The organism is Variovorax sp. dw_308, assembly GCF_019207085.1.
Taxonomy (GTDB): domain Bacteria; phylum Pseudomonadota; class Gammaproteobacteria; order Burkholderiales; family Burkholderiaceae_C; genus Variovorax.
Genome location: NZ_JAATOM010000041.1, coordinates 15,433 through 32,415 on the forward strand (window position 1 = coordinate 15,433; position 16,983 = coordinate 32,415).

The 16,983-nt window shown below is 67.4% G+C and carries 15 protein-coding genes and 1 pseudogene; 7 read left to right on the forward strand and 9 right to left on the reverse strand.

All coding sequences use genetic code 11. The features are described 5' to 3' along the window. Positions 1-94: 94 nt before the first annotated feature. Entirely contained in the window at positions 95-1,351 is a 1,257-nt protein-coding gene (locus HCU76_RS34695) for a branched-chain amino acid ABC transporter substrate-binding protein (RefSeq protein WP_213959727.1), read from the reverse strand. Between the two features lie 67 nt (positions 1,352-1,418). Then, positions 1,419-2,087, reverse strand: a complete 669-nt coding sequence (locus tag HCU76_RS34700) for a TetR/AcrR family transcriptional regulator (protein WP_218511836.1) — start codon at positions 2,085-2,087, stop codon at positions 1,419-1,421. A 64-nt stretch (positions 2,088-2,151) separates the two neighbouring features. On the opposite strand from HCU76_RS34700, the gene HCU76_RS34705 reads away from it, so the two are divergent. The 4 genes from HCU76_RS34705 to HCU76_RS34720 all read left to right on the forward strand — a co-directional run bounded on the left by HCU76_RS34705 (position 2,152) and on the right by HCU76_RS34720 (position 8,989). Further along, positions 2,152-3,777, forward strand: coding sequence for an AMP-binding protein (locus HCU76_RS34705; protein WP_218511837.1), 1,626 nt, complete (start codon positions 2,152-2,154; stop codon positions 3,775-3,777). A 10-nt stretch (positions 3,778-3,787) separates the two neighbouring features. Beyond that, positions 3,788-7,099, forward strand: a complete 3,312-nt coding sequence (locus HCU76_RS34710; protein WP_218511838.1) for a carboxyl transferase domain-containing protein — start codon at positions 3,788-3,790, stop codon at positions 7,097-7,099. A 122-nt stretch (positions 7,100-7,221) separates the two neighbouring features. Continuing rightward, positions 7,222-8,499 carry a GDSL-type esterase/lipase family protein gene (locus HCU76_RS34715; protein ID WP_218511839.1) on the forward strand — a complete coding sequence of 426 codons (1,278 nt, stop codon included), beginning with the start codon at positions 7,222-7,224 and terminating at the stop codon, positions 8,497-8,499. Positions 8,500-8,617: 118 nt separating this feature from the next. Continuing rightward, entirely contained in the window at positions 8,618-8,989 is a 372-nt protein-coding gene (locus HCU76_RS34720) for a YXWGXW repeat-containing protein (RefSeq protein WP_218511840.1), read from the forward strand. A 90-nt stretch (positions 8,990-9,079) separates the two neighbouring features. Here HCU76_RS34720 and HCU76_RS34725 read toward each other — a convergent pair whose 3' ends face one another. The 3 genes from HCU76_RS34725 to HCU76_RS34735 all read right to left on the reverse strand — a co-directional run bounded on the left by HCU76_RS34725 (position 9,080) and on the right by HCU76_RS34735 (position 11,312). Then, the gene (locus tag HCU76_RS34725; RefSeq protein WP_218511841.1) at positions 9,080-9,805 is read right to left on the reverse strand and encodes an LrgB family protein; all 726 of its coding nucleotides are present in this window, start codon (positions 9,803-9,805) and stop codon (positions 9,080-9,082) included. Then, on the reverse strand, positions 9,805-10,158 hold the full coding sequence (locus tag HCU76_RS34730; RefSeq protein WP_218511842.1) for a CidA/LrgA family protein: 354 nt from the start codon (positions 10,156-10,158) through the stop codon (positions 9,805-9,807). Before HCU76_RS34730 ends, HCU76_RS34725 begins: the two co-directional genes overlap by 1 nt. Before the next feature lie 179 nt (positions 10,159-10,337). Beyond that, entirely contained in the window at positions 10,338-11,312 is a 975-nt protein-coding gene (locus HCU76_RS34735; protein ID WP_218511843.1) for a zinc-binding alcohol dehydrogenase family protein, read from the reverse strand. Positions 11,313-11,407: 95 nt separating this feature from the next. Here HCU76_RS34735 and HCU76_RS34740 point away from each other — a divergent pair, with 95 nt between their 5' ends. Continuing rightward, positions 11,408-12,061 (forward strand): TetR/AcrR family transcriptional regulator C-terminal domain-containing protein, encoded by a 654-nt coding sequence (locus HCU76_RS34740; RefSeq protein WP_218511844.1) that lies wholly within the window; start codon positions 11,408-11,410, stop codon positions 12,059-12,061. A gap of 94 nt (positions 12,062-12,155) precedes the next feature. Here HCU76_RS34740 and purU read toward each other — a convergent pair whose 3' ends face one another. Beyond that, positions 12,156-13,004, reverse strand: a complete 849-nt coding sequence (purU, locus tag HCU76_RS34745) for a formyltetrahydrofolate deformylase (protein WP_213959717.1) — start codon at positions 13,002-13,004, stop codon at positions 12,156-12,158. A gap of 58 nt (positions 13,005-13,062) precedes the next feature. On the opposite strand from purU, the pseudogene HCU76_RS37020 reads away from it, so the two are divergent. After that, a pseudogene (locus HCU76_RS37020) lies at positions 13,063-13,230 on the forward strand (LysR family transcriptional regulator); the annotation flags it as partial. A 175-nt stretch (positions 13,231-13,405) separates the two neighbouring features. Further along, positions 13,406-14,740 (forward strand): aminotransferase class III-fold pyridoxal phosphate-dependent enzyme, encoded by a 1,335-nt coding sequence (locus HCU76_RS34755; RefSeq protein WP_218511845.1) that lies wholly within the window; start codon positions 13,406-13,408, stop codon positions 14,738-14,740. Positions 14,741-14,795: 55 nt separating this feature from the next. Here the strand turns inward: HCU76_RS34755 and HCU76_RS34760 are convergent, their stop codons facing one another. From HCU76_RS34760 to HCU76_RS34770, 3 genes are all read right to left on the reverse strand, one after another. After that, positions 14,796-15,608, reverse strand: coding sequence for a ChaN family lipoprotein (locus tag HCU76_RS34760; protein ID WP_256354710.1), 813 nt, complete (start codon positions 15,606-15,608; stop codon positions 14,796-14,798). A 150-nt stretch (positions 15,609-15,758) separates the two neighbouring features. Further along, entirely contained in the window at positions 15,759-16,037 is a 279-nt protein-coding gene (locus HCU76_RS34765; protein ID WP_213959742.1) for a DUF3567 domain-containing protein, read from the reverse strand. 199 nt (positions 16,038-16,236) lie between these two features. Continuing rightward, on the reverse strand, positions 16,237-16,983 hold a 747-nt coding region (locus HCU76_RS34770), incomplete at its 5' end, for a DUF3108 domain-containing protein (RefSeq protein ID WP_218511846.1).

Below are 16,983 nucleotides of genomic sequence, written 5' to 3' on the forward strand. Positions count from 1 at the left end.
CAGTGGCAAGGGACGCCGACAGACTCTCGCATCAACCGCTCGTCGGCCGGCAGGGCACCGGCCAGCGAGCACGCTTGCCGGTCGCCCAGCTGACCTATTGCGCCGGCCTCACCATCTTGCATTCGGTGCCCTGCGCCAGTTCGTTGCCGGTGTAGACCGCATCGGTGCGGAAGCCGTAACTGGTGCCCTCCCAGCCCACCTTCACGACCTTGCCGTCGACCGGTGCAATCGTGTTGACCACCTGCGGCAACAGCAGTTGATGGTCTTCGCCGCGCATGCGCACCGGCCCCACCACCGAGTCGAAGCTCATGTCTTCCATGGCACGGGCGACCTTCATCGAATCGGTGCTGCCCGCCTTGTGGACGCCGGCTGCCAGCAGGCGCAAGGTCATCTCGATGCGCGGCGACAGGAACTCCTGGTGCATCTTCGCCTTGTAGGCCTTGGCCAATGCATCGACCTTGGGCGTGTCTGCCTCGCCCGGATGCCATTCGGCCACCCAGGTCAACTGCCCGATCTTCGCCTGCGATACCGCCAGCACGGTGCCGGGGATCGAGCCCGCGCTGTGATTGAAGTAGCGCAGGTTGTAGCCCGCGTCGCCAGCCGCCTTGAGCAGCAGCGTCATGTCCTGGCCCCAGTTGCCGGTGATGACTGAATCGGCGCCCGACTGCTTGATGTTGGTGACGTAGGGCGCGAAGTCCTTGACGCGGCCGATCGCGTGCAACTGCTCCCCGACGAACTGGATGTCGGGGCGCGCCGTGCCGACCATCTGGCGGCCGTAGCTGGCCCACTGCTTGCCGTGCGCGTAGTCCTGGTTCAGCAGGTAGATCTTCTTGATGTCCGGCGTCTTCTTGATGTAGTTGGCGATGGCCTTCATCTTCATCGCCGTGTTGGCTTCGGTCTGGAAGTGCCAGAAGCTGCAGTTCTTGCCGGTGAGGTCGGGGTCGATCGACGAGTGGTTCAGCACGATCAGTTCCTTGCCCGGGTTGCGCTCGTTCCAGCGCGCCACCGACTGCACCAGCGCGGCCACCACCGATGAGCCCGAGCCGCCGGTGACGATCACCTGCGCACCCTGGTCGATGGCCGCCTGCAGCGCGCTCTGGCTTTCCTGCGCGGAGAGCTTGCTGTCGAACTGCAGCAACTGCATCTTCTGCCCGTTCGGCAATGCGCCCTTGGCGTTGAGGTCGTCCACCGCGAAGCGCAGGTGCGCCAGCATCAGTTCGCCCACGTTGGCGAAGGGGCCGGAGAGCGGGTCGATGTAGGCGACCTTGTAGGTGGCCGGTTGCGCCTGCGCGGCGCTCGCGGCCAGGACCAATGCAGCCACGGCCAGCGGCGCGCGCTTGAAGAAATTCATGTTGTTGTCTCCTCTGGGTTGTGATGGTGGATCAGATTCGAAGTGGATTGCGCCCGGGCGGGCGCGCTCATGTCTTGAGGCCGAGCACCCGCAAGGCCAGCTTGCCGAGCGCGGCGACCACCTCGTCGGGTGACAGGCGGCCGTCGGGCCGGTACCAGGTGTAGAGGAAACCCGGCAGGCTGCACGCGGCCAATGCCGTGATCCGGGTGTCGTCGAAATCGAGATCGCCATCGCGGCGTGCCTGCTCCAGCAGCGGACACAGCTGGTCGTAGAAGTGGTGGGCCAGCTTTGTCTGCGCGGCGCGGTATTCGGGCCTGTAGGCCTGCGGGTCGCGGTACGGGAAGAAGGCCGCCGGATGGTGCGCCACGGTGTTGCGGATCAGGCGATCGAGGCCTTCGAGCACCTTCTCGCGCGCGGGCCGCTTGTCGTCGGGCGCGAAGTCCATCGACGTGAGGCACGCCACCGCGGGTGGCCAGGACAGCGCTTCGAAGATCTCCTGCTTGTCGCGGAAGTAGTAGTAGACGAAGGGCTTGGTCACGCCGAGCGCGCGCACCAGCTGCGCCATGGTGGTGTTCGCATAGCCCTGCGTCGCGAAGAGCTGCGTCGCCACCTGCAGGATGCGCTCGCGCTGCAGGTCGGTGGCCGCCGTGGCGGCACGCTGGCGGCCATTGCCGCGCGGCAGCCGCACGTCACCGGCCGGCGCGGGTTTGTGCGGTGTCGCCGAAGTTATACCCATCGGTAGGATTGTTCGGGCACGATGCGGCAGACGCGGCTATCGATAACCCTCAGAGAGTGACGCCATGGAGACAAGACAAAAAACAACCCTTCCCGTTCGTGCGCAGCAGCCCCTGCACGAACACCTGCGCACGCATGCCCGCGAGCGCGGCAGCCACCCCGCATGCATCTGGTACGGCAGCAGCATCAGCTTCGCCGAGCTGGACCGCGCCAGCGACGCCTTCGCCGCGCGCCTGCAGGCGCTGGGCGTGAAGAAGGGAGAGCCGGTGGTGCTCTTCCTCAACAATTGCCCCCAGTACATCGTGGCGCACTTCGGCATCCAGAAGATCGGCGCCATCGTCTGTCCGAGCGGCCCGCTCAACAAGGAGCATGAACTGGCCTACCAGGTCGGCGACCTCAAGGCGCGCGTGATCGTGGCCGCGTCCTCGCTGCTGCCGGTGGTCGAGAAGGTGCGCCCGCAGAGCGCGCTCGAGCATGTGTTCGCGGTGCACTACGCGGACTGGCTACCTGCGACGCCCACCATCGACCTGCCCGCCGAACTGACCGCCGCACGGCAGGTGCCGCGCGAGGTGCCGGCGGGTTGCGAAGACTTCTGGGCCGTGATGCACGCCGATGCCAGGCCGCAGCCGGTGGCCATCGACCTCGACGACGTGGCCTTGATGACCTACACCTCCGGCACCACCGGCCTGCCCAAGGGCGCGATGCTGAGCTACGGCAACGCGCTGTTCAAGACCAGCGCGGCCGCCGATTGCAACGGCGTCGTGCCGGAAGACGTGGTGCTGTCCATCGCGCCGCTCTATCACATCGCCGGCATGCTGATGGGCGTCAACATCCCCGTGCTCACCGGCGTGACCTCGGTGCTGCTGCACCGCTTCGATGCGCATGCCGTGCCGCAGGCGATCGACCGGTACAAGGCGACCTGGTGGTACAGCATCGCGCCGATGAACGTGGCCGTGATGCAGTTGCCCGACATCGCAACGTTCGACCTGTCGAGCCTGCGCATGAACCCCGTGACGAGCTTCGGCATCACCTTCACCGAAGGCCTGGCCAACCAGTGGAAGGGCTTCGCGAAGAACGCGAGCTCCTTCGAGGCGGCCTATGGCCTCAGCGAGACCCACACCTGCGACACCTACACGCCGCACGATGCGCCGCGCTGGGGCACGCAGGGCATTCCGGCGCCGGGCGTGACCATCCGCATCATCGATTCCGACACCGGCGAGGACATGCCCAGGGGCGAGATCGGCGAGATCATCCTCACCAGCGCCGGCTCGTTCAAGGGCTACTGGAACAAGCCCGAGGCCACCGCCGCCACGCTGCGCAATGGCTGGGTGCACACGGGCGACATGGGCAAGATCGATGCGGACGGGTACCTCACCTTCATCGGCCGCTTCAAGGAAATGATCAAGGTCTCCGGCTACAGCGTGTTCCCGGAAGAGGTCGAGACCATCCTCATCAAGCATCCGGCCGTGGCGCAGGCTGCGGTCATCGCGCAGCCCGACGCTGAGAAGGGCGAGGTCGTGAAAGCCTTCATCGTGAAGAAGGCGGGCGCGGAGGTCGAGGCGGACGCGCTGATCGCCTGGTCGCGCGACAACATGGCCAGCTACAAGGCGCCGCGCAGCGTGCGCTTCATCGACGCATTGCCGACGACCGGCGCCGGCAAGGTGCTGCGCCGCCTGCTCAAAGACCAATAAAAGGGCTTCAGTGTTCCAGAAAATCCTTGTGGCCAACCGCGGCGAGATCGCGGTGCGGCTGGCGCGCGCATTGCGCGATCTCGACATCGCCAGTGTGGGAGTCTTCGCGAAGGACGATGCGCAGGCGCTGCACGTGCGGCTGGCCGACAAGGCCGTGCCGCTCGACGCCACCGGTCCTTCTGCCTATCTCGACATCGCCGCGCTGGTCGCGGTCGCGCGGGCCGAGGGCTGCGATGCTGTGCATCCGGGCTATGGCTTTCTCAGCGAGCGTGCCGACTTCGCGCAGGCGTGCGCCGACGCGGGGCTGGTGTTCATCGGGCCGACGCCGGAGCAACTGGCGCTGTTCGGCGACAAGGCCCGCGCGCGGGCCCTGGCCGCGCAGTGCAAGGTGCCGGTGATGCCCGGCAGCGCGGGCGCGGTGACGCTGGCGCAGGCCCAGGCCTTCCTCGCTCAACAGGTGGCCGACGGCTCCCACGCCGGCGTGATGGTGAAGGCCATCGGCGGGGGCGGTGGTCGTGGCATGCGCGCGGTGTTGCGTGCCGACGATCTGGCCGAAGCGCATGCGCGCTGCGTCTCCGAAGCGAAGGCGGCCTTCGGTGTCGATGGCGTGTACGTGGAGCGCCTGATGCTCGACGCGCGGCACATCGAAGTGCAGGTGCTGGGCGACGGGCATGCGGTAGCGAGCCTGGGCGAGCGCGAATGCACGCTGCAGCGGCGATTCCAGAAGCTCGTGGAAATCGCTCCGAGCCCGTCCCTGCCCGAATCGATCCGCGCCGAGGTCACCGCCGCTGCACTGCGCATGGCCGCGGCCGTGGGCTATCGCGGACTGGGCACTTGGGAGTTTCTCGTCGACGCGCAGGCGACCACCTTGCCATGGGTCTTCATCGAGGCCAATCCGCGCCTGCAGGTCGAGCACACGGTGACGGAAGCGGTGACGGGACTGGATCTCGTGCAACTGCAGATCGCGGTTGCCGCGGGGCAGCGCCTGGACGAACTCGGCATCGAGACCGACCGCACGGCGCCGCAGCGCGGCTTCGCCGTGCAATGGCGCATCAATGCCGAGACGCTCGATGCGCAAGGCAATGCGCGGCCGGCGAGCGGCACGCTCTCGCGCTTCGACCTGGCTGAAGGGCCGGGCGTGCGCGTGGACAGCCACGGCTATGCGGGCCTGGCCCCGTCGCCGCACTACGACACGCTGCTGGCCAAGTTGATCGTGCAGTCGTCAACGAAAAGCTTTGCGGATGCGTTGCGCCGCTCCCTGCGTGCGCTCGAAGAGTGCCGCATCGAAGGCATCGCGACCAACCTGTCGCTGCTGCGCGCCATCGCGGCGCGGCCCGAGTTCGCCTCGCAGCATGTGCACACGCGCTTCGTCGAACAGCACCTCGCGGAACTGCTGGCCAGCGCCGCGCAGCTCGATGCGGCGATGCAAAAATCGGCCGCGCCCGCCCACGCAGCCGCGGTGAAGCCAGGCATCGAGTTCGACGACAGCGACGATGCACTGGTCGTTCGTGCGCCCATGCCCGCCAAGCTGGTGCAGTTCGAAGTCGCGGTGGGTGATGTGCTGCCGGCCGGCGCGCAGCTCGGCGTGCTCGAAGCCATGAAGATGGAACACCTGCTGAACGCACCGCAGGCCGGCCGCGTGGTCGCGCTGCTCGCTGCGCCCGGGGACTACCTCATCGAAGGCCAGCCGTTGGTCCAGCTTGAGGCGGTCGATGCCCAATCGATCGAAGCCGAGGCCCAGGCCGCGCATGACCTGTCGCTGATCCGTCCCGACCTGCAAAAAGTCATCGACCGCCATGCCCCCACGCTTGACGCCAACCGCAAGGCGGCGGTCGACAAGCGCCACGCGCAGGGCGGCCGCACCGCACGTGCCAACATCGCCGACCTGTGCGACCTGGACAGCGACCCCGGCAGCTTCCTCGAATACGGCGCCCTCGCCATCGCCGCGCAGACACGCAGGCGCAAGCTCGACGACCTCATCGCCAACACGCCGGCCGACGGCATGGTCACCGGCATCGGCAGCATCAACGCGAAGCAGTTCGGCCCCGAGAAGTCGCGCTGCGCCGTGCTGGCCTATGACTACACCGTGCTGGCCGGCACGCAGGGCATGCGCAACCATGCCAAGACCGATCGCCTGCTCGGAATCGCGCACCAGCTCAAGCTGCCGGTCGTGCTGTTCGCCGAAGGCGGCGGCGGCCGGCCGGGCGACACCGACATGCCGATCGTCGCGGGCCTCAACAACCACACCTTCAGCCAGTTCGCGGCGCTGTCGGGCAAGGTGCCGGTGGTCGGCATCGTGCATGGCCGCTGCTTCGCCGGCAACGCGGCATTGCTCGGTTGCAGCGACGTCATCATCGCCACGCGCGGCAGCAACATCGGCATGAGCGGCCCGGCCATGATCGAGGGCGGCGGGCTCGGCACCTTTGCGCCGGAACAGATCGGCCCGAGCGGCGTGCAGTCGAAGAACGGCGTGATCGACGTGCTGGTGCAGGACGAGGCCGAGGCGGTCGCGGTCGCGAAGCAATACCTCTCGTACTTCCAGGGCGCGACCACCGACTGGCACTGCGCCGACCAGCGCACGCTGCGCCATGCGATCCCGGAGAACCGCCTGCGCGTGTACGACGTGCGCGCGGCGATGCGCGGCCTGGTCGACAGCGGCTCGCTGCTGGAACTGCGCGCAGGCTTCGGCCCCGGCATCCTCACCGCGCTCGCGCGCATCGAGGGCAAGCCGGTCGGGCTGATTGCCAACAACCCGCAGCACCTCGGCGGCGCCATCGACGTCGATGCGGCCGACAAGGCCTCCCGCTTCATGCAGCTGTGCAATGTGCATGGGCTGCCGATCGTGTCCCTTTGCGATACGCCGGGCTTCATGGTCGGCCCCGAGATCGAGGCGCAGGCGCAGGTGCGCCACGTCTGCCGCATGTTCATGGTGGAGGCGCATCTGCGCGTGCCGTTCTTCTGCGTGGTGCTGCGCAAGGGCTACGGCCTGGGCGCGCAGGCGATGGCGGCGGGCGGCTTCGATGCGCCGGTGTTCACTGTCGCCTGGCCGACCGGCGAGTTCGGCGCGATGGGCCTTGAAGGCGCGGTGCGGCTCGGCTACCGCAAGGAACTCGAGGCCGTGGCCGAAGGCGCCGAGCGCGACGCCCTGTTCAGGAAGCTCGTGGACCAGCAATATGCCAACGGCGAGGCGATCAACATGGCGCAGACGCTGGAGATCGATGCGGTGATCGACCCGGCCGAGACGCGTGCCTGGCTGGTGCGCGGGCTCGCCTCGGCATCGCGCACGCCGGATGCGGCGGTGGCCTACGTCGACACCTGGTAGCGCGGCGGGGCGCGGGCAGGTATTCCAGTCGCCTCGCTCGTCCGGCGATGACATGGCATCGCGATGCCGAAGGCGTAATCAACACGCCATAAACTGCATCGTTTCCGCCGCCTGAAAGTCGCATGACCTCCTGGCTCGACTGCCTGTTGCGCCCGGCGTTGGCCGCATTCGCATCGCTGGCGATCCTTTGCTCGCCAGCGACGGCGCAGCCGCGCGTCGATGCGCCGCGCTGGACCGCCAGCTGGGCGGCGGCGCCGCAGGGCCTGCCGCAGCCACCGGCCGTGAATGGCCCGCAACCCGCGCCCCCGCCGTCGTTTTACGCGCAGACGGTGCGCGAGCGCGTGTATCCGACGATCAGCGGCGAGCAGGCGCGCGTGCGCTTCTCCAACCGCTTCGGCAGTGCACCCTTGCACATTGCCGAGGCGAGTATCGCGCTGGGCACGGGCGGCAGCGCCTTGTCGCCGGCCTCCCTGCAGCCGCTGCTGTTCGGCGGTCGCCGCGAGATCACGATCGCCCCCGGCGCCGACGCCTGGAGCGACGCGGTGCCGGCCGAGGTGCGCGCCGGCCAGGCGATGGTGATCAGCTTCTACCTCGACGAGCGCACGCCCTTCGGCACGCTGCACCGGATGCCGGCCGGTGCGACCTGGGTGGCCCCCGGCAACATGGTGGGCGATGCGACGATGCCCGCCGCCGCACCCCTGGACTGGAACCACATCGTCACTGGGCTCGATGTGATGAGCCGCGGGCCGGTACGCGTCGTGGTGGCTTTCGGCGACTCGATCACCGAAGGCGTCAATGCCTTCGGGCCCGTGCTGGGCCGCTACCCCGATCGCCTGGCCGAGCGGCTGCGCGACGCCTCGCCCGGCGCGCCGGTGGTATCGGTGCTCAATGCCGGCATCGCGGGCAACCGGCTGCTCAGCGAAGTGGTCGGCCCCTCCGGCATCGACCGCTTCGCGCGCGACGTGCTGGCCCAGAGCGGCGTGACGCACGCGGTCGTGCTGCTGGGCATCAACGACATCGGCTTCGAGACATTCGTCGGCGGCCCGGGCAGCGCGGGGCCATTGACCCGCTCGGTGAGCGCCCAGCGCCTCATCGCAGGGCTGCAGCGTGTGGTCGACATGGCCCGCGCGCGCGGGGTGAAAGTGCTGCTCGGCACCCTGCTGCCCGTGAAAGGCAGCGGCTACTGGAGCGAGCAGAACGAGGACATCCGGCAGGCCGTGAACCGCTGGGTCCGCGACCAGCAAGTCGCCGCGGTGGTGGATTTCGATGCCGCGCTGCGCGATCCGCGTGATCCGCAGGCGCTCAATCCCGTCTACGACAGCGGCGACCACCTGCACCCCGGAGATGCAGGCAACGCCGCGATGGCGGCCGCCATCCCCTCGCGAGAACTGTTGCAGTAAGGCTCGCGTCCTGTAACTGCCGGTGGCGACTCTTTACGTGCGTGCCGGCATATGGCTGACAGAGCATTTACAGGGCAAATGCACCATGAAGGCTCCTGCAACTCATGAGGAGCACCCCATGAAAAAAATCATTCTTGCCACTGCCGTCGCCACCGTCCTGAGTGTCGGCGCGTTCACCATCCCGATGGCGGCCCAGGCGCAAGGCATCAGCGTGCAGATCGGCCAGCCGCCGCCTCCGCCGCGCGTCGAGCACGTGCCGCCGCCGCGCCACGGCTACGTCTGGGCGCCGGGGCATTGGGAGGCACGCCATGGCCGCTACGCCTGGACCAGCGGCACCTGGGTTCGCGAACGTCCCGGCTATGCCTGGCGCGCACCGGAGTGGCGTGAAGAAGGCGGCCACTACGTCTACCGCAGCGGCTCGTGGGATCGGGACAATGACGGCGTTCCGAACCAGCACGACCATCGGCCGGACAACCCGAACCGCAGCTGATCTGTAGACCTTTGACGCAAGACGCCCGCCTGGTAATGGCGGGCGTCTTGCTGTGTGGCTCCCGATGGCCTTCGCGCTCGGCCGTTGCCGCTACAGCAGCCGGAATGCCAATGGCATCAGCAATGCCGCGAGCACCACCTGCATGCCCAGCGCCAGCCCGGCATAGGCGCCCGCATCGGCGTTCACATGCAGCGCACGCGCCGCGCCGATGCCATGCGCCGCGGTCCCCAGCGCGAAACCGCGGGCCGACATGCCGGTAGCGTCGGTCGCGATGCCCAGCAGGTCGAACAGGTACTTGCCCGACAGTGCGCCGACCATCCCGGTCAGCACCGCGAACACCGCCGACAGCGCGGGTATGCCACCGATCTTTTCGGAGATGCCCATGGCCACCGGCGCAGTCACCGACTTGGGCGCGAGCGATAGCACCACGTCATGCGGAAGGCCGACCGCCCACCCCAGCGCGACGGCCGAGCCGCTGGCCGCGATACCGCCCAGCAACGCGGCCATCAGCACTCGCCCATAGCGCGCCCGCAACTCGGCCCGCCGCAGCCACAAGGGCCATGCCAGCGCGACCACTGCCGGCCCCAGCAGGAAGTGAATGAACTGCGCCCCCGCAAAGTAGGTCGGGTAGTCGACGCCCGTGGCCAGCAGGACACCGGCGATCGCCACCACCGACCACAGTACCGGGTTGGCCCATGGCGCGTTGCCAAGCCGGTTGTACGCGGCCTGCGCCAGCAGGTAGACCACCAGCGTCGCGGTCAGGCCGAACAGCGGCGTGGCCGAGAGATACACCCAGAGCTGGACGAAGCGCGGCATCAGCCGTTCTCCTTCTTCCGGCGGTCCGGCCAGTACAGCACCAGCGCCGTCACGCCCAGGCCGATCCATGTCGAGAGCGCGATGACGAGCAACATGCGCCCGCCGTACTGGCTCACCAACGCAAGATGCGTCATCACACCGACGCCGACCGGGATGAACAGCAGCGACAGATGCTGCAGCAGGAAGGTCGCGCATTCGCCGACCGGCCCGCGCACCCGCTCGAAGCGCAGGCCCACCAGCATCAGCATCATGCCGAGCACCGGCCCGGGCAAGGGCAGCGAGAGACCGCGCGAGAGCGCCTCGCCGATCGACTGGAACACCAGCAGCCAGGCCAGGCCGCGCAGGCCGTTCATGCGAATGCGGCCCGGTCGGCCCACGCCCGTATCGCGCCGGCCCGCGGTGCGAGCCTGCCTTGCGGCGGTTGCGATCTCTTCGGTTGCGATGTTCGCGACGAGGTGGCGAGAGCGTTCATGGCGAAAGACTCTACGTCAACGTCGCGATGCCTGCGCGGCGGGGGGGCAGCCCGAAGGCACTACTTCATCGAGATCACCACACGAGGCGTGCCGGGCGCCTGCCAGGCCTGCTCGATTTCGGAGAGCGGCATGACGCGCGTGGGAATGCGCATGCCCGTCGCGGCGGCGACCTGGAACACATTGGCCACTGCATCGAGCAATCGAGGGAAGGAAACGCTCTTGAGCCCACTGCCCATGAGTTGAATGGCCGACGAGCGCAACGCGGCGCCAGGCAGGTCGATGGATTCGGCGCCGCTGGCGCCTCCGACATGCACGAAGCGCACGGCGCGCCCGTCTTCCGCGTTCTTCGCGATGGCCACGATGACGGTCTTCGCGCTGAGGCCCCACAGGTAGTCGATCACGATGTCGACCCCGGCGGCGAACTCGCTCGCCAGCGCTGCCTCGTAGCTTCTCGCGCCGGCCGGATCTTCGTTCTCCAACCGGAAGGGAATCACCGCGTCCGCGCCGAGCGACTTCAGCGTCTCGAGTTCAAGCGCATTGCGGCCCGTCGCGACGATCCGGCCGGCGCCGAGATGCCGGGCCAGGCGCACTGCCATCCGGCCCGCGCTGCCGGTCGCACCGTTGACCAGCACCGTTTCACCACTTCGCAGCGCGGCGCGCTCGACCAGCGCAGCCCACGCCGCCATGCCGGGGTTGGCGATGGCCGCTGCCGTCACGTCGTCGAGCCCGTCGGGAACCGCCACGCAGCGATCGGGCGAAACCAGGCAGGACTGGGCCAAGGCGCCCGTTGGCGCCTCTGGGAGAACGAAATAGACCCGCCTGCCGTCGGCCGTGATGCCGACGCCCTCGGCTCCTGCCACGGCAGGAAAGAGCCCCTGCGCGCTGTAGTGCGCCCCCGTTGAACGCGACTTGCTGAAGGTGCTGAGCGCCGCGGTACTCACAGCAACCAGGGCGAGGCCCTCACGGGCACCGGGTGCGTCGATTTCTCCATAGACCGGCGCCTGGCCAGCGGCAGTAACGATCGCGGCTTTCATCTGCGTGTTCCTTGCATGGATCACCAAAACTCTAACAATGTTCGATAACTTTAACGCCGTTCGAGTTTTCTTGTCAACGCTGCTATGCTGGCGCCATGAAGGTGAACCGAGAGATCGTGACGACGGCGGCCTTGGCGCTGCTGAACCGGGTCGGGCTGGAAGGGCTGACGCTTCGGCTGCTTGCCGACGAGCTGGATGTGAAGGCCGCCACGCTGTACTGGCATTTCAAGAGCAAGCAGGAACTCATCGACGAGGTCGCGACCGCCGTGCTGGCCAAGGGAGCGCCCCAGTTGCTGCCCGCCCGCGAGTCGGCCGACTGGACCGGATGGGCGACCGCCTTCGGTGCCGGCTTGCGGCAGGTGCTGCTGGCATACCGGGACGGCGCGAGAACGATCGCCGGGACGCGGCTGAACGGCATCGACTACATGAAGATCGTCGAGCGGATTGCCGGCCGCCTGGTCGAAGCCGGCTTCACGGTACGCGAGGCGACGGTGCTGCTGAGCACGATCTACAACTACACGGTCAGCTTCACGATGGAGGAGCAGGCCGTGTTTCCCCGCCCCGGGGAACGCTCCGCCCAGTACGACCTCGCGCAGCGCAAGGCGCGGCTGGCGGATGCGGGACTGCCGCTGCTTCGGCAGGCCGGAGAGATCCTCTTCGACAAGTTCGACCGCCGCTACAAGGAAGGCCTCATGCTGATCGTTCGCGGGGCCGGGTTGCAAGTTGCCGGGCACGACGCACCCGCGTAGAAGAAGGCGTCACTCCCTTCAGACTGGCCGACAAGCCGGGATTGCCGGCCTTCGAAGTCGAGCCATTGCCAGGAGGGGCGGGCTCCTCAGCGCATTAGCGGAAAACGACGGTCCGATGCCCGTTCAACAGCACCCGGTGCTCGCTGTGCCACTTCACTGCGCGCGCCAGCACCTGGCTTTCGGTGTCGCGGCCGCGGGCGGTGAGGTCTTCCACCGTGTCGGTGTGGTCGGCGCGGGCCACGTCCTGCTCGATGATCGGGCCTTCGTCCAAGTCGGCTGTCACGTAGTGGGCCGTCGCGCCGATCAGCTTCACGCCGCGGTCATGCGCCTGGTAGTAGGGCTTGGCGCCCTTGAAGCTCGGCAGGAAGGAGTGGTGGATGTTGATCGCGCGGCCGGCCAGCTTCTGGCACAGGTCGTTGCTGAGGATCTGCATGTAGCGCGCCAGCACCACCAGCTCCGCGCCTTCGGATTCGATGATCTCCAGCTGCTTCGCTTCGCCCTGCGCCTTGGTCGCGGCAGTCACCGGGATGTGATGGAACGGCACGTTGTAGCTGGCCGCGAGCTGGTAGAAGTCGCGATGGTTCGAGACGATGGCGCGGATGTCGATGTGCAGGTGGCCGCTCTTCCAGCGGAACAGCAGGTCGTTGAGGCAGTGGCCGTCCTTGCTGACCAGGATCACCGTCTTCATCGGCACGGCGGCGGCGTGCAGTTGCCAGTTCATGCCGAAGCTGGTGGCGAGCACGCCGATCTCCGAGCACAGCGCGGCCTCGTCATGCGCCTGGCAGGCAAAGCGCACGCGCATGAAGAACAGGCCGGTGCCGTGGTCGTTGTACTGCGCGGCCTCCTCGATGTTGGCGCCGCGCTCCAGCAGGAAGCCCGAAACGGCATGCACGATGCCTGTGCGGTCGGGGCAGGAGAGGGTGAGGATGTACGCGGAATTCATAGAGCGGGCGATTGTCGCAGCGCCGGAATTACCCGTCTGCACCTGCACAATTGCAGCCATGACATGCGCAGTGCACCGCCCCCGCCCATCCAGGGGCCCGTTGGCTTTCGAGGCGCTGGCGCGCCTGCGCAGCGTGAGGCTGGCGGCGGAGGAACTGAACGGCACGCCCAGCGCGGTCAGCCACCGTATCAAGCAGCTGGAGTCGCAACTCGCGCTCAAGCTCTTTGCGCAACGACTTCGAAGGCAGCCTGGTGCTCGGCGCGCGCGGTCCCAAGTAGCTGCACATCGTCATCGTCGAAACGGCCTGGCCCCGCCAAACGGCCGATGCCCGGCGGCCCATGCAGGGCCGCATGAAGTGCCAGAATGTGCGGCTCGAATGGGTTGCCGCACAGGAGACAAACATGGCCTACACCGACTTCAACATGGACAACCAATGGTTGCCCTTCACCCCCAACCGCGCCTTCAAGAAAGACCCGCGTGTCTTCGTCGCCGCCGACGGCATGGAGTTCACCACGCATGACGGCAAGAAGGTCGTCGACGGTATCTCGTCGCTGTGGTGCGTGGGCGCGGGCCACAACCGCAAGCCGATCAACGAAGCGATCAAGGCCCAGCTCGACACACTCGACTACGCCACCGCCTTCCAGGTGAGCAACGACAAGGCTTTCAAGGCGGCCGAGATGATCGCGGCGATGGCGCCCGGCGACCTGAACAAGGTGCTGTTTTGCAATTCCGGCAGCGAAGCGGCGGACACCTCGATGAAGGTGGCGCTCGCCTACCACCGTGCGCGCGGCGAAGGCCATCGCAACCTCTTCATCGGTCGCGAGAAGGGCTACCACGGCGTGGGCTTCGGCGGTATGTCGGTGGGCGGCATTCCGGGCAATCGCAAGGTGTTCGGCTCGGCCTTCCTGCCCCGCGTGGACCACATGCGCTTCATCCACGATCCGGTGAACCATGCGTACATCCACAACGAACAGCCGGTGTGGTCCGAAGATCCGCTCGCCGACCTGGAGCAGCGCATCCTGCCGCTGCACGATCCAAGCAACGTCGCCGCGATCATCGTGGAGCCCATCGCCGGATCGGCCGGCTGGTACGTCCCGCCGAAGGACTACCTCACCAAGCTGCGCGCCATCTGCGACAAGCACGGCATCCTCTTGATCTTCGACGAGGTCATCACCGGCTTCGGGCGCATGGGCACCAACTTCGCGTCGGACTACTTCGGCGTGGTGCCGGACATGCTGAACTTCGCCAAGTGCGTGACCAACGGCGTGATTCCGCTGGGCGGCGTGATCTGCCGCGACAAGCTCTACGACGCGATGATGAAGACCGACGCGCCGGAGCACGTGGTCGAGTTCTTCCACGGCTACACCTATTCCGGCCATCCGGTGGCCTGCGCCGCGGCCATCGCCACGCTGAACCTGTTCCAGCAGGAGAACCTGTTCTCGCGTGCCGGCGAGATGGGCAAGGTGCTCGGCGACGCGTTCCACAGCACCTTCAAGGGCTTGCCGAACGTCATCGGCATCCGCAGCCTGGGCCTCGCCGCCGCGGTGGAACTGGCGCCCATCGCGGGTTCGCCGGGCAAGCGGGCCTACGACGTGTTCCTGGAATGCTTCCACAACGGCGCGCTGGTGAGGCCGGCCGGTGACGTGCTGGTGATTGCGCCGCCGTACATCGTCGAGAAGTCGCACATCGACACGCTGGTGAACACGCTGGCCGACGCCATCAAGAAGCACGCCTGAGATTCCTCTCCCTCTCCCGCCAGCGGGAGAGGGCCGGGGTGAGGGGTGCTTCCGGCTACTTGCGCAGCGTCGCGCAGTAGTCCTGCTCGGGAAGCGGAGCCGTCTGCCAGATGGCGTCGTACTCGGGGCCGGCGCGGAACGGCACCGTCGCCGACGCCAGCATCTGCACCGACACCACTTTCACATCGGTCGGCATGTGTTGCGGCACGCCCAGCGTGCGCAGCGCGTGGGCGTTGCCGGAAATCAGAAGCACGGTCTCGCCGGGCTGCCGAGCCTTCACCACGACCTGCGCCATCGAGCGGTCGCGGGCGATCTGGACGCGCGTCATCGGCAGGATCTGCGCGGCGGGCAGCAGGTCGCAATGGCCGTCGCGCACGGCCTCCTGCTGTTGCGCGCGCGCCTTCTCGCTCAATTGCACGTCGAGCGAGACATCGGCCATCGCGTCCTTCATGCGTGAGCGCGGCAGGTTGGCGCCGAGCACCGGCACGCCGGCGCGCACCGCCACCATGACCGCCGGTCCGTAGTTGTCCCAAGGCCAGCCCTTTTCCTGCCAGTCCAATGCGGCGCGCACCTGGGCCTCGGTCGCGCCGGAAGGCAGGTTGGCGGTGCTGCGACCGTCGTCTGCCATCTCCAGCGCCAGCGCGGCGAGCCGGCCGCTGTCGACGAGCGCCTGCACTGTCTCTCGCTCGATACGGTGATGGTCGGCGGCATCGTGCTGCTCGCCCAGCAGCAAGGCGTCCGCCGGCGTCAATGCCGCGACGCGGGCGGCGATGGGCGCATCCGCCGCCGGGCGCATGCCGGTGCACGCGGCCAGCATGAGCATGGCCGCGGCCAGCAGGGAGATCGGGAGGAGGTGAGTTCGCGCCATTCGCATCGCGGAATACTACGCGAGGGTATTGCGGCGAGCGCCCTATGTTCTGGCGCTTCAGACTGTCGGAGAAATGCGGCTTGCGCGCTAGTGAGGCAGAAAAAAGCCGCGTCGAAACGCGGCTTGTCGCCATGAGAAAGCAACGGCCTCTCAGTGCATCAGCACCGGGTTCTGCGCCAGCTCGGCATACCCTTCGAGGGTGTCTTCCACTTCTTCCTGCGTGGGCGTGTTCAACTGCCAGGCGGCGATCTTCTGCTGGAACAGTTCGGCCCAGGACCCGTCGAGGTAGACCTCCTTGCCGGAGCGCTTGTCGACGATTTCAAAGCCGTGCCGCGCCAAGGCGGGGATGTTCGGCGCCGCAGGTGCATCGTCTTCATTGGAGTGAACGTGCACCACAACGAAGGATTCCGAGTCATAGAGCATTTGCATGGCAGGGTGGCTCCGGTAGTCGATTGCATTCATGATGGTTAGATAGCAATCAACGCGCCAGTTTCAAGATGGCCGTGTCCGTGCGGGCATTTCACCCACAAGAATGTGATCAATTAGGCATCGGGGCGCGTTTTGGACGAGTCAGCGACGGAACGCGCATCCCCGGCGTGCGCACGTGCGGAACTTGCCCAAAGCCCTGCTATGGCACGGATTTCGCTCGCAACCGCATGTCGACGGTGTCGCCATTGGTCTGCCTTTGCTGGATTCGCACCGGGAGGTAGCCGATTTCAGGAGCCAGCCAGAGGTCCAGTTCGTAGTCGAAATCGTGGCGCGGGGCGCGGGAGAGCTTGCGCGCCTTGAATTCGCCCGCCAGCACCTCGATGGTTTCCTCGCCCTCGACGTTGAAGACCCACACTTCGGCGTCCTTGGGCCCGACCGTCTGGATGCGGATCTTGCTGCCTTGCGGAAAGCGGCTGGCGTCGCCGGCCAGCAATGCACCAAGTTGCATCGCCACGCTGAGCCGGTCCTGCGCGCCGGGCAGCAATGGCACGCTCGGCGAGTTGTTGCTGAACACCACCTTGCCCTGGTCGCGCACGAGGTGCGAGGCCACTTCGCTCTTGCGCTTCTCGGAATAGCGCGTGGGCGCGATGCCGCTGGCGTCGACGCGGCCCACGCTGGTCTGGCTCAGGAAGGTCATGAACAGCGCCTTCAGCGACAGGCGGGCGTTGTATTCGTCGCCGTTCTGCAGCCAGACCAGTTCGCCATAGCCGCCCGAATAGGGCTGCGCGCCGCGCTGGCCGCCGACTTCGAACGAGAGCTTGACCGAGCCCGGCACCACCAGAGGCTGTGTTGCGCCGGTCGAGACCTCGCCCGCGCCGGTCCCCACGCCGCCGGCGCTGCCATCGGCCGTGCCGCCTGCGGACGCTGCGCCGGCACCCGCACCCGC